Source organism: Planktothrix sp. (assembly GCF_046067725.1).
Taxonomy (GTDB): Bacteria; Cyanobacteriota; Cyanobacteriia; order Cyanobacteriales; family Microcoleaceae; genus Planktothrix.
Window position 1 is genome coordinate 1 of sequence record NZ_JBJUDF010000225.1, and the last position, 14546, is coordinate 14546.

Here is a 14546-nt window from a genome sequence, read left to right on the forward strand (position 1 = left end):
CGCTTGATTATAGGGACCCACAGGGGCCGGAGCTTTATCAGTACGGATGACCTGATTATTCATGGGCAGGATAGTTAAAAAAGATGACATTGAATCAATTGAATATTTTCCCAGTTTTTCGATCGCTTGTAGTTAATTTTCACCGGTTAGGGGGTTTAATTTTGACTGATTGTCTTTGTCGAAGGTGCGCTAAAAGCGATTGTACGAGAAATAAGTCAACATTTATGACGTTGCAATTCTGCATCTAACTCTGTTAACAAAGCATATATTCTATCAAAATCATGTTTAGTTTTAGAAGGAGCGTCATAGGTTCTCAAAGTACCTTTAGTATGAGTATGAGCAGCTCGATTGCGACTTGTCTTTAGATTACCAAGATCACCTTTTAAAGTACTAATTTTACCAGTTCTTTCTAACTTTTTTTCGATTTTTTCTAATATTGCTAAACCAATAAGTACCTAGGCAAAATTATTTACACATGACGATCATTGCCCCGTAAGGGTTTTAGCTCGATCGGGCAGGTAATTAATTTTGCATGACTACTTAACCATCATCAACATTTTTCTAAAAGGTTCATATTCAAAACTATGAGTACCACTAATAGTCTTATCGATGAATTTTTTGTTAGCTTCGGACTTTAAGCATCGTTTAGCACATCTTAAAACTATATCATCCATAGTTTCCTCGATCCAGCCACATAATTCTATAAGAGCTAGTTTAGAATAAAAAATTTTTTTATCATCAGTTGTAGAGTCATTATAGAGTTTATCAAGCCTGTTTAGCGTCTTGAATAAATAACTTTTAGTAATCATTACCAGTAGATGAAAAAATTTTGATAGATGTATTAATTCTCTCTAAAGCCTTATCTTTTTGGTAAATACCACCAGCTAAATTTTTAGTTAAAAATGGTTCAGATTTTATTAATCTAGAATACTTGTCTTGTAATTCATCATTGGAGAGATTGACTAAAGTATCTAAATTTTTGGCAACTCCTAACAGAATTCCCTCAGCAATAACTTTACTGGTTTTGAGAGGTTCCTCTTTGAAGATTCTATCATAAATCAAGTCAACAGTTTGCTTAAATAATTGATCTTTATCTTGAATAAAATCTTCATGAGCCAATCTATGTTTATACATATAATCATTTAAAAATCCGGTCAATTTCCCCTTGTAGTTCTGGTATCCATCATAAAAAGCAAAGAAACGAAGCACTAATTCTTCATCTTCAAATCGAGATGCTTTTTTCTGCTTTCGATCCATCAGCAAAAGCCAGTTTTCATATTGAGCGCATTCTTTTAAAAAAGTATTAAACTCGCCATTATAGATACAATTTCTGATCTCCTGATTATTGAGTTTTACTCCACCGGTATTTAAGCGATGGAAAATGTTAAAAATATAATTATTATGAGTTTTTTTGCTGGAGTCATAGCGAATCATGGTGATGGGAATAGTCATATTTTCTACGCGTTCATATAATTCTTCATGCTGAGTTTTTATTTCCTCAACTGTTTTTCCAGAAATAGACGAATCTACATCAGCTAATTTTGATAGCTTCCAATTTTCAGTAGTTAAAAATTTGACGATGGTACTAATTCGTTGTAATCCATCGATGATATAGCGTTTATCTGTCTTATAGTCAAGACTAATACACATACTAGGAATCGGTAACTGTTTCATTAAACTATCAATAAAACGAGTTTGTTGTGGATCAGTCCACACCACATCTCTTTGAAAATCTGGATCGATAACCAATTGTTTTTTTTGATACATTCTAACTAGATCAGAGCAGGAACGCTGCTCATTGTAAGCAATAATATCTATAGGAGGAAAATCCACATCATCTTCTTCCTCTAGATACTTTTCTTCTTCGGCTGCTAGTAATTTCTCTTCTTGAGTGAGGTAATTAACCATAATTTTTATCCGTCCTAATATTGCCAATTCAAAAATGAAACGCACGACTCCTTAAGAGTTGACAGAAAAAGGCTCATCAGGTACTGTCTGATCAATACAACAACAGATCAGACACAAAAACGAAGCCACCAACATCTTAACATAGAACAAAGAAACTTGCTCTACCAACTTAGTCAGGAGGGAAATTTATCTCAACGGCAAATGGCCGTCTGGCTCGGATGTCATCAAAGCACAATATCACGGGAATTAAAAAGGAATCAAAGTTCCCTTGGCTGCTATCTACCTGACACAGCACAAGCTCAAAGCGAGACAAGGCGAAAAAATGCCAAACAACCCTTGAAAAATGTCAGCGAGTCAGCCTTAGAGTTGGTCAAAGAAGGATTGAAAGATTATCATAGTCCCGAACAAATAGCAGGTCGTCTGAAAAGAGCCAGTCAAGAATCTCTCAGTCACGAAACCATCTATCAAATGATCTATCAGAACTATCACGGATGTGGAGAGTACCAGAAATATTTACGCCGGGGGCTTTGTCAAAGAAAGAGTCGAGGCGGAGCAAAAAGTAAGCGTGGAGGGATTCCAGGGCGTGTAGATATCAGCGAGCGACCAGTAATTGCTGACCAGAAAACTGAAATCGGTCATTGGGAAAGTGACACAATGATTGGAGGCAATCATCTAGGAGTTCTCGTTACTCATGTAGATAAAGCCTCGAAATTTTTAGTAGCAGGATTAGCCAAAAACAAAACCGCATCGGAAATCAATAGAGTCACAGAAAAACTTTTTCAAGAGATTCACCCTGACCAAAGAAAAACCTTTACTTGTGACAACGGCAAAGAATTTTGTGGACATCAAGAGTTGAGTCAGAAACTAGGAGCAGATTTTTATTTTGCTACTCCTTATCATTCGTGGGAGAGGGGATTAAACGAGCATACCAATGGACTGTTAAGACAATTTTTCCCCAAGGGAACGAATTTTAAAATCGTTAAGCCAGAGGAGGTGGAAAGAGCCGTAAACTTGATTAACAATCGTCCTCGAAAATGTCTTGACTATCGTACCCCGAATGAGGTATTCTATAAAGGTAGATCAGACAGTGATGCAATTCAGACTTGAATTGGCGTATTATAGATGTCAAATTGGCTACGCCTAAAAGTCCTTATTGAAGAAGCTTTCACAAGATGTACAGAGAACCGAGGATTTTAGGCATGAGGACGGAAGACAAAAATCAAAAATTAAATTGTCAGAAATTAGCAGAAGTCTTTTTATCAAATCCTTTGATTGAAGATTGCTATTTTATGGTACGAGAGGATGAATTAGTCGCCTATATCGTTTCCTTTGGAGCTTGGAATTCTGAACAATTGTCCTCCGATTTACAGTCTCAGTTACCGGACAATCTCCTACCTAATATCTATGTGCAAATTTCCAGTTTACCCTTAACCGATAGCGGTGATGTCGATGAAACTGCATTAAAGAATATTGAAATTATCGATAATCATCAAGTTCAGGAAACAGAAGAAAAACTGCGCTCTTTGTCAGATATTGATCAAGTTGCTGTCGTCATGACTTCTAAAAAGAACAAAATTTTACCCCTACATCTATCAGAATTATTGCCCTTAAAAATAGAGAAAAAAAATGATCATCAAAAATCTGAAACCCCGATTCATCTGGGGATTCACACTTCTAACACTCAATCTGGAATCAGTCACGGACAGCTTTTAGAAGAATCTGAACTTCAACCTAAAACCTTGGCAGAAATCCTCCAAAAAGCTGCTGAAAATTATTCAAATAAAGGGATTATTTATATTCAATCTAATGGCTCAGAAGTTTTTCAATCCTATCAACAATTATGGGAAGACGCTCAACAAATACAAGCTGGATTACAAAAGCAGGGTTTACAAGCTCAAGATAAAGTAATTCTTCAGCTATCGGAAAACTATGATATTATTTCTGCATTTTGGGGGTGTCTTTTAGGGGGATTTATTCCTGTTATTATTTCAGTACCACCCAGCTATAAAGATTTTAATAATGAAATTCATAAAATCTCTCAAGTTTGGCAGTTGTTAGATGAACCTATTATTATCACAAATCAATCCCGTCAGCAAGAGATAAAACATTTAGAACAATGGTTGCCTAATCAAACCTTAAGATTGAGTTTTATTGAAGAATTAAAAACTTATTCTCCCCATCAGACTCATATTAGTCAACCAGATGATATCGCGTTCTTTAATCTAACATCAGGCAGTACAGGAATACCGAAATGTATCTCATTAACCCATAAAAATGTGATCTCTCGTGCGCGAGGAACAAACATCATTTGTGAACATCAAAACGACGATATTATTCTTAATTGGCTTCCTTTTGATCATATTGGAAGTATTTCAGACTGGAATATTCGCTGTGTCGAGTTAGGATGCCAAATGGTTTATGTTCAAACTGAATATATATTAGGTCGTCCTTTGAATTGGTTAGATTTAATTGCTAAATATCGAATTACCCACAGTTGGGCTCCTAATTTTGCCTATAATTTGATCAATGAAGCTTTAAAAAAAGAACCAAATCAAAATTGGAATTTAGATTGTGTCAAATTCTTTTTAGCGGCGGGTGAAGCTGTTTCTGGTCAAGCAGTTGGAGAATTTATTAACACCCTTCATCTTCAATATAATCTGAAAAAAACGGCGATGCGTCCTGCTTTTGGTATGGCAGAAATGGGGTCAGGAATTACCTATTATCAGCCGACAGAACAACAGCCATTACTCTTTCATACGGTTGATAAATCTTCCTTGAATTCTTCCTTAAAACGAGTCCATCCTGAACATCCCAATGGTGCAACTTTTACGGATTTAGGATTACCCATTCCGGGGATATCGATTAGAATTGTTAATGCTGATAATTCCCTATTACCAGAAGAAACCATTGGTCATTTACAAGTTAAAGGACATCCAGTTTCACCCGGGTATTATAAAAACCCAGAAGCGAATCAAGACGCTTTCTTAAAAGATGGCTGGTTTAAGACAGGAGATTTAGCATTTATTAGTAACGGTCATTTAGTCATTACTGGAAGAAGTAAAGAAACCATTATTATTAATGGAGTGAATTATTATAGCCATGAAATTGAAACTGTAGTGGAAACTATTGAAGAAGTACAAGCGTCCTATACTGCCGCTTGTGCTGTTTATGATCCTAGGAATAGTACCGATCAATTAGCTTTATTTTTTAGTGCAGAAACTTTGGAACACCAGCATCTAGCAGAACTTCTGAAAAAGATTAGACGAAAAGTCATTAACAGTTTTGGGGTTAATCCTGAATATTTAATCCCCTTAAATAAAACTGAAATTCCTAAAACTTCCATTGGTAAAATTCAGCGATCGCAATTAACAAAACGGTTTGAATCTGGAGAATTTAATTCTATTCTGAAAGCAATAGATATTTTATTAGAAAATGCTCAAACCCTTCCTGATTGGTTTTACCGGAAAGTTTGGAAACCTCGCTCTCCAGTTCATTTAAAACCCGAACTTCCCAACCATTCGACTTTGATTTTTCTTGATTCCTTGGGTTTAGGAGCCTCTTTAGCCGAAAAAATTCAAGGGAAAAACTTACCCTGTATCACGGTTTTAGCCGCAGAAGAATTTTCTCAAATCAGTGAAAATTGCTATACCCTCAAACCGGGGATAGCCAACCATTATCAACGGTTAATGGCATCTTTAGCCGAGCAAAACATTATCCTTAGCAATATTATTCATCTGGGAACATATCAAGATTATCAAGGAGAAATTTCAACAATTGAACAGTTAGAAACAGCACAAGAGCAAGGAATTTATGATTTATTATTCCTGGTTCAAGCGTTAGCTAAAATTCATGATTTGAACTCAACAATTCAATTGTTATTTGTTTCGAGTTATAGTCAATTAGTAACAGAAACTGACAAAATCGCCTATGAAAAATCTCCGGTTTTAGGACTGATCAAAACCTTAGCTCAAGAACTTCCTTGGTTAAATACTCGTCATATTGATTTATCCCTGGATAACATCGAAGTTAATGGGAGTTATCTGCTGCAAGAACTGTCCGTTTTATCCAGGGAAAGAGAAATTGCTTATCGCAACGGGAAACGTTTAATTGCGGGCTTAGAAAAAGTCAATTTACCTCAAGAGAGTCAACAGGAATTACCCTTTAAATCAGGAGGAATTTATCTGATTACCGGAGGACTAGGGGGAATTGGCATACAAATTGCTCAATATTTACTCAAAAATTATCAAGCTCGTTTACTGTTAATTGGAAAAACCCCTTTACCCGAAAAACACCTCTGGAGTGAATACCTCAAAACCGAAAATCAATTATCCTTAAAAATCAAAAATCTCCAAGCTTTAGAAAACCTTGGGGGAGAAGTCATTTACCAAGCGGTCGATGTAGCGAATTTCACTCAAGTTAAACACGCTGTAGAACAGGTAAAAAAACAATGGCAAGGAGAACTGAATGGGGTGATTCATCTCGCCGGAATTTACAAAGATTGTTTACTTCTGGACGAAACTCAAGATGGTTTAGCGGCAATTCTTCGCCCCAAGGTATTAGGAACTTGGGTTTTACATCAACTCCTCAAAGAATCTCAGGGAGTTTTTATTAGCTTTTCCTCCTTAGCTAGTTTCTTTGGAGGGGCGGCTTTAGGTTCCTATGCGGCGGCTAATCGTTTCTTAGAATCTCTGAATACCTATCAAAAATCTCAGAATTTGTTTCCCAGTTATTGTTATAGTTGGACAACTTGGCAAGAAACTGGCATTAGTCAGGGTTATCAGATGCAATACATAACCCGATCTCAAGGGTATTATGATATGACGGTGCAGCAAGGGTTAGACTCATTTCTAACGAGTTTATATCATAATCAAGGACAATTAATGATCGGTTTAGATGGGAGTAATGCTAAGATTAACCGTTTGACATCGAGGTCTGAAGGATGCCAAAAGTTAACGGCTTATTACACCCGTAACTCTACAGTTCAATCGGTGAATATACCTGATCATGTCAGTTTAAAAGATCGATTTAGAACGTCCTATCAATGCCCCTTAATTCTGAGACAATCTCTTCCTGTAAAGCACAATGGAGACATTGATAAGAAGCAATTACTTAAGGAACTTCAAGGCGTAGATAGTAGCGAATTAATAGCACCCAGAACTGAAGCTGAACGTCAAGTTGCTAAGATTTGGCAAAATGTGTTAAATCTATCTCAAATTGGAATTCATGACAATTTCTTTGAACTAGGAGGACATTCTTTGCTGGCCAGTCAAGTCATCTCTCGTTTGCGGGATGTTTTCTCGGTAGAATTGTCGTTGCATAGTTTATTAGAATACCCAACTGTTGCCAGTTTAACTCAAACAATTGAGGTGCTTAATGTAGCCAAAAATAGTCAAAATGTTAGGACAACAGCCTTAGAAGATTATGAAGAAGGAGAATTATGAAAACAGGTTAACTAAAATTTAAGCTTTTCAGAACCCTTTTTGGGAAAAATGTAAAAAAATGTATCCATCACTAAAATTTATCATCCAGACTATGATATAAATAATTTCAATTTCAGGCAGTCTTATTGTCGAGTATGTAAGCGGGGACTCCGAGAGTAACTGACTTCAACAATGACAACTGACTTCTCAGAATTTATAAATTTTATTTCTGCGGTAGTTTTTCATCTTTGAGGACACTTAAATTTATGAGAATTGTTGAATTTTTATCGAATCTGAATCATTTAGGCGTCACAATTTGGGTTGAAGGAGATAAGCTGCGCTATCGTTCTCCCCAAGGCGTTATAACTCCTGATTTACTCGAACAATTGAAAGAGCATAAAGAAGAACTCATCGCCTTATTACGTGAACAAGCTGACAATTTCAGTTCAGAAACTGACTATGATGTGGCAATTTGTGGCGGTGGATTAGCAGGTTTAACTTTAGCGAGACAGTTAAAACTCAAACAACCTAATCTTTCCGTTGTCGTCCTTGATAAAATGGCTCGTCCTTTACCGGAAGCTGGTTTTAAAGTGGGAGAGTCAACCGTTGAAGTCGGGGCTTTTTATTTAGCAAATACGCTTCAGTTAACCGATTATTTTGATAATCAACATTTGCCTAAACTGGGATTACGCTATTTTTTCAAACCTCAAGAAACTGAATTTCATAAAAGACCTGAACTGGGATTATCAGAGTTTCATGCTCCTAAATCTTATCAAATTGATCGGGGTAAATTAGAAAATGATTTACGCCAATTTAATATTGAAGCCGGAATTGACCTTAAGGAAGATTGTTCGGTTCAAGATATCGAGTTGGCTGAAGGGCTACAGCAACAACATAAAATTATTTATACTCAAGGAAGTGGAGCCAATAAAAAAACTCACTGTATTAAATCCCGATGGGTTGTTGATGCGATGGGTCGCCGTCGATATATACAGAAAAAACTAGGTTTAGCTAAACCGAATCATGATAATCATAGCGCGGTTTGGTTCCGAGTGAAGGGTCGTTTTGATGTCAGCGATTTTGTTCCAGCAAGTCAAGAAAAATGGCATCATCGTGTTCCTAACAACAACCGTTTTTATTCTACCAATCATTTATGCGGTGAAGGATACTGGGTTTGGTTAATTCCTTTATCTACGGGTTATACCAGTATTGGCATTGTGGCTCGTCAAGATATTCACCCATTAAAAAATTATCATAACTATGAATTAGCCTTGCAGTGGTTACAGGAAAATGAACCTGTTGTGGCTGCTCATTTAGAAGGGAAATCCCCAGAAGACTTTAGAAAGATGCCCAAATATAGCTACTCCTCGAAACAAGTTTTTTCCTTTAATCGTTGGGCTTGTGTCGGTGAAGCGGGTACATTTCCTGATCCGTTTTATTCCCCCGGTTCAGATAATATTGGTTTGGGCAATTCTTTAACCACTCAAATGATTGATCTTGACTTTAAAGGTCAACTAACTCCCGAAAAAGTTGAGGATGCGAATCACTTTTATTTAACCTATAACGATGGGTTAACCTTTAATATTCACAATTCTTACAACTGTATGGGAAATGGCATAGTGATGTCAACAAAAATGATCTGGGATACGTTAGCTGGATGGACATTTGGTTGCTTAATGATGTTTAATTCCATCTTCCTTGACCCAGAACTTAAAACGAAAGTTCAACAGATTAATGCAGAATTTTTCCCCCTTTCCTATCGAATGCAACAACTATTCCGAGATTGGGCAAATCAATCCTTACATCGAGTTAATTTTGAATTTATTGATTATTTAGCAATCCCCTTCGTGAATGAACTACGAACCCGGAATTTACAATCTAATCAAACCGAAGCTGAAATTATGGAAGCTTATCGAGCCAGCTTAAAATTATTTGAAGAATTTGCCCAAGTCATTTTTCAAATTGCCTTAGAAGATACCAAACCCGAACTATTACCTAAAATTAACGAGCACCCCTGGTTAAATTCCTGGGCAATTAGTTTAGATGCCAGTAAATGGGAGGCTGATGGGCTGTTTTCTCCTAAGAACGAACCTCAGAATTTAGACATCATTAAACAACAATATTTGGAGGCAATCAGCCGATGAAAATTAACCCATAAAGTTATCGGATATTCAACAGTAGCTCTAACTTGAGCTACTGAACCCAGCCAAACATCACCCCCCTATTCCAGAAAGACCAGAACATTAATTAGGGAAAAGGATATTATTAATGAAAGTCGCAGAATTTTTATCTTACTTAAATAGTTTAGACATCAAGCTTTGGCTTGAGGAAGAGAAGTTAAAATATCAAGCTCCCCAGGGAGCGATGACACCGGAAATTAAGCAAGAAATTGGCACAAGGAAACCAGAAATTCTCGCTTTTTTAAGAAGCGCAACAACACCGTCTAAAACCATTGAATCGGTGATTTATCCCGTTGCTCGAACTGAAGAGTTACCTTTATCTTTTGCTCAACAAAGAATGTGGTTTCTTTATCAGATGGATCAGCAAAATCCGGCTTACAATGAAGCCCTAGCCCTCCGTTTAATGGGACGCTTAAATGTTGATATTTTAGAGCAAACGATCAATGCTATTATTCAACGCCATGAGAGCTTACGGACAACCTTTCCAATGGTTGAAGGAAAACCCATTCAAAAAATTGCTCCATCTCTGAAGATTAAATTATTAGTTGTTAATTTAAAAGATATCCCCCAAGATCGAATTGACCAACAGATTATTGAAGAACTACAAAAACCCTTTGATTTAACCCAAGCTCCCTTATTACGATGTACTCTGTTTGATCTCGGATATGAAAATTATATTTTAGTTAACGTTTTCCATCATATTATTATCGATGGTTGGTCAAAAGGCATTTTATTTAAAGAATTATCTGAATTTTATCAAGCATTTTTATCCAATTCAACCGTAGATTTACCCGAATTAACCATACAATATGCCGATTTTGCAGTATGGCAAAGACAATGGTTACAAGGTGAAATTTTAGAAAACCAGCTAAATTATTGGAAAAAACAATTAACAGGTGCTCCTCCTTTATTAGAACTTCCAACAGACAAACCTCGTCCAGCTACTCCCAATTTTCAAGGTCATAGTATCTCGTTTCAAATTGACTCAGAACTCACCGAAAAACTCAAACTTCTGAGCCAAAAGTCGGGGGCGACTTTATTTATGACCTTACTGGCGGCTTTAAACACTTTACTTTTTCGTTATAGTGGTCAGGATGATATTTTAATTGGAACACCCACCGCCAACCGAAATCGACAAGAAATTGAACCTTTGATTGGTTTTTTTGTCAATACTTTAGTGCTGCGGAATTCCCTAGAAGGAAATCCGGCTTTTTCAGCATTATTACAACAAGCTCGCAATGTTGTTTTAGAAGCGTATGCCAATCAAGATGTGCCCTTTGAGCAAGTAGTTGATGCGTTAGAAATCGAACGAAGTTTAAGTTATAATCCTTTATTTCAAGTCATGTTTGCGCTGCAAAATGCCCCTCTCAATGCTTTAGAATTACCCAATTTAAAAGCTCAATATCTAGCCGTCGAAAACCTGAGAATTAAATTTGATCTCAGCTTAATTTTAGAAGAAATCGAAACCGAAAATGGATCTTATTTAGAAGGGTTTTGGGAATATGATAGCGACCTATTTACCCCTGAAAGAATCACCCGCATGGTGGGTCATTTCCAAACTTTATTAAAAGGAATTGTAGCCAATCCCCAGCAAACCGTCGGGGAATTACCGTTACTGACTGAACCGGAAAAACAGCAATTATTAGTAGATTGGAATCAAACTCAAACGTCTTATCCTGATCATTATTGTATTCATCAGTTATTTGAAGAACAGGTTGTTAAAACCCCTCATGCTATAGCGGTCATTGATGGAGAAAAATCTCTGACCTATGAACAGTTAAATCAAAAAGCCAATCAACTCGCTTATTATTTGCAAAACTTAGGCGTTAAAACCGAGGACTTAGTAGGAATCTGTATCGAGCGTTCTGCTTTGATGATTATCGGACTTTTAGGCATTCTTAAAGCGGGTGCAGCTTATGTTCCTTTAGATCCGAACTATCCATCAGAACGTCTAGCTTATATGTTAGAAGATTCTGCCGTATCGGTGTTATTAACTCAGGAAAACTTAGTTCACACTTTACCCAACTATTTAGGAACAATATTTTGTTTAGATCAGGATGGGAAAATTCTTGATCATCATCCGTCAGATAATCTCCTCCATCCGATGACATCTGAAAATTTAGCTTATGTCATTTATACTTCGGGTTCCACCGGAAAACCCAAGGGAGTTTTAATTCAACATCAAAGTTTATTAAACCTAGTTTCTTGGCATCAAAACGCTTTTAATATTACAACAATTGATCGAGTCACTCAATTAGCTGGAATTGCCTTTGATGCTTCAGTTTGGGAAATTTGGCCTTATTTAACAGCCGGGGCGTGTTTGACGATTGTTCCCCCAGATTTGCTAACATCACCGAACCAACTTCAAGAGTGGTTAATTGCCCAAAAAATTACCGTTTCTTTCTTACCCACTCCTCTTGCAGAAACCCTAATTCCCCTAGATTGGTCTACCAATTGTCCATTAAGATTAATGTTAACTGGAGGAGATAAACTCAATGATTTTCCTCCTACTTCCATTCCTTTTACATTAGTTAACAACTATGGGCCAACTGAAAATACTGTTGTTACAACATCGGTTAAAATAACACCATATTTATTAACTGAAAAAGCACCGCCTATTGGTCGTCCCATTAGCAATACTCAAGTCTATATTTTAGATCAATATCAACAACCTGTACCCATTGGAATTCCAGGGGAATTATACATTGGCGGTTCAGGATTAGCACGAGGCTATCTCAACCGTCCAGAGTTAACGAATTCTAAATTTATTGCTTATCCTTTGAGTCAAAAAAATAGCGATCGCCTTTACAAAACCGGTGATTTAGTTCGTTATGGAAACGACGGACAAATTGAATTTGTGGGTCGAATTGATGATCAAGTTAAGATTAGAGGTTTTAGAATTGAATTAGGAGAAATTGAAACCGTTCTCAATCAACATCCCCAAGTTAAAGAAGCGATTATTATTGCTAGAGAAGATCAACCCGGCGTTAAGCGTTTATGTGCTTATGTAATTGGCTCTCAAAACTTAACTGTTTCTCAATTGCGTCTATTTTTGCAAGAAAAGTTACCTCAATATATGGTTCCTGCTTTCTTCATTGTGTTAGACACTTTTCCCTTAACAGCTAATGGTAAAATTGATCGTCGTGCGCTCCCCAAACCTGCACTAGAATTAGAAGAAGAAGTCGCCCAAAATATCACTCCAGGTACAGAAATAGAACGCATTCTCGCTGAAATTTGGCAAAAGGTTTTAGGACTTAAAACCCTTAGTATTAACGATAACTTTTTTGAATTAGGCGGAGATTCTATCTTAGCCATTCAAATCATTGCTCAAGCGAATCAAGCGGGATTACAAATTACTCCTAAACAATTATTTAGTCATCAAACCATCGCTCAATTAGCTACTGTAGCGGAGCGAGTTTCGGTTAATCAAACCACACAGGATTTAGTCATCGGTCACGTCCCGTTAACACCGATTCAAAAATGGTTTTTTGAACAAAACTGGCCCGAACGTCATCATTTTAATCAATCGATTTTGTTAGAAGTTCCCAATCATCTACAACCGGATTTATTAAAACAAGCCATTTCCAAATTACTCTATCACCATGATGCTTTGCGGTTACGGTTTGTGCAACAAGGAGAAAAATGGCAACAAAATAACAGCGATAATTGCAATAATTTTGCCTTTGAAACGGTGGATTTATCCCATCTATCTTGCGATGAACAATTGACCCAGATGGCAGAAATTTCAGAGGTTCAACAACGGGTACTCAACTTAGAAAAAGGCCCCTTAATAGCGGTGGTTTTCTTCGCCTTTGGTGAAAGTGGACGCTTGTTAATTGTGATTCATCATTTAGCAGTAGATGGAGTTTCTTGGCGAATTATTCTCGAAGATTTCGTCACGATTTACCACCAATTAGAAACCCAAAAACCTCTGCAACTTCCTCCTAAAACCAGTTCCTTTAAAACTTGGGCTGAGGAACTGCAAAACTATGCTCAAACCCCAGAATTTCACGCTCAATTCCAGTATTGGTTAAACCGTGATTTTTCATCCGTTTCTCCTCTTCCTGTGGATCATCAAGGAGATGTCCAATCTAACAGTGTTGCCCATGCCAAAACGGTTTCTTTCACCTTAACCGAAGAACAAACCCGCTTACTCTTACAGGAGGTTCCTCAAGCTTATAATACCCAAATTAATGATATTTTATTAACCGCTTTAGTCCAAGCTTTTGGCCATTGGACAGGAAATTATGGACTTTTGCTTGACATGGAGGGTCATGGAAGAGAGAATGTAATTGAATCCGTGAATTTATCTAGAACTGTGGGTTGGTTTACCAGTATTTTCCCCGTCTTTTTGACCTTAGAAAATCTTCACCATCCGGGTGAGTGTCTCAAGTCCATTAAAGAGCAGTTAAGACAAATTCCGAATCGAGGATTTGATTATGGAATTGGATATTATCTCAACTCAGATTTAACAATTCAATCCCCGTTAAAAAACTATCCAAAAGCTCAAATTAGCTTTAATTATTTAGGTCAATTTACCAGCCATCAAATCGGCGAGATAGGCTGGAAATTATCTCAAGCATCCAGTGGTTCTATTCATAGTCCTTTGGGACAACGTTCCCATTTAATTGCGATTCATGGAATTGTGGTTGATGGGCAACTTGATGTAGAATGGCAATATAGTGAGAATTTTCATCATCAAACAACGATCAAAAATTTAGCCGCCGCCTATCGAGATTCTTTAGAAAGCCTGATTAACCATTGTTTATCGGTAGAAGGAGGCTATACTCCATCGGATTTTCCCGATGCGGATCTTAATCAGGTAGAACTAGATGAACTGCTTTCAGAACTCGATTTTTAACCTCAACTTAATGTTTAACCCTCCTGCTTGATAACAACTATGCCATCACCTAATCTTCCCAGTGAAATTGAAAATCGTAAAAGCGAACATCTGCGAGTTTGTATCGAAGAAGATGTGGAATTTCAACAACTTAGAAGCGGTTTAGAGAAATATCGTTTTACTCACTGTTGTCTTCCT

At 37.0% G+C, this 14546-nt stretch carries 5 protein-coding genes; 4 read left to right on the forward strand and 1 reads right to left on the reverse strand.

Going from position 1 to position 14546, the window contains the following annotated elements:
- Positions 1-798: 798 nt before the first annotated feature.
- Positions 799-1908, reverse strand: coding sequence for a DUF262 domain-containing protein (locus tag ACKPEB_RS13895; RefSeq protein ID WP_408971274.1), 1110 nt, complete (start codon positions 1906-1908; stop codon positions 799-801).
- Between the two features lie 90 nt (positions 1909-1998).
- On the opposite strand from ACKPEB_RS13895, the gene ACKPEB_RS13900 reads away from it, so the two are divergent.
- The 4 genes from ACKPEB_RS13900 (at position 1999) to ACKPEB_RS13915 (ending at position 14369) form a co-directional block, all read left to right on the forward strand.
- Positions 1999-3015: an IS30-like element ISMae39 family transposase gene (locus ACKPEB_RS13900; protein ID WP_408971277.1), complete on the forward strand. Its 1017-nt coding sequence runs from the start codon at positions 1999-2001 to the stop codon at positions 3013-3015.
- A gap of 92 nt (positions 3016-3107) precedes the next feature.
- Complete coding sequence (locus ACKPEB_RS13905) at positions 3108-7349, forward strand: SDR family NAD(P)-dependent oxidoreductase (protein WP_408971275.1); 4242 nt, start codon at positions 3108-3110, stop codon at positions 7347-7349.
- A 245-nt stretch (positions 7350-7594) separates the two neighbouring features.
- Entirely contained in the window at positions 7595-9472 is a 1878-nt protein-coding gene (locus ACKPEB_RS13910) for an FAD-dependent monooxygenase (RefSeq protein WP_408968059.1), read from the forward strand.
- A 124-nt stretch (positions 9473-9596) separates the two neighbouring features.
- Positions 9597-14369, forward strand: coding sequence for an amino acid adenylation domain-containing protein (locus ACKPEB_RS13915; RefSeq protein ID WP_408971276.1), 4773 nt, complete (start codon positions 9597-9599; stop codon positions 14367-14369).
- The last annotated feature ends 177 nt before the right edge of the window (positions 14370-14546 follow it).

Coding starts and splice junctions, on each gene's coding strand:
- ACKPEB_RS13915 (WP_408971276.1), top strand. CDS start 9,597: ATGAAAGTCGCAGAATTTTTATCTTACTTAAATAGTTTAGACATCAAG.
- ACKPEB_RS13905 (WP_408971275.1), top strand. CDS start 3,108: ATGAGGACGGAAGACAAAAATCAAAAATTAAATTGTCAGAAATTAGCA.
- ACKPEB_RS13895 (WP_408971274.1), bottom strand. CDS start 1,908: ATGGTTAATTACCTCACTCAAGAAGAGAAATTACTAGCAGCCGAAGAA.
- ACKPEB_RS13910 (WP_408968059.1), top strand. CDS start 7,595: ATGAGAATTGTTGAATTTTTATCGAATCTGAATCATTTAGGCGTCACA.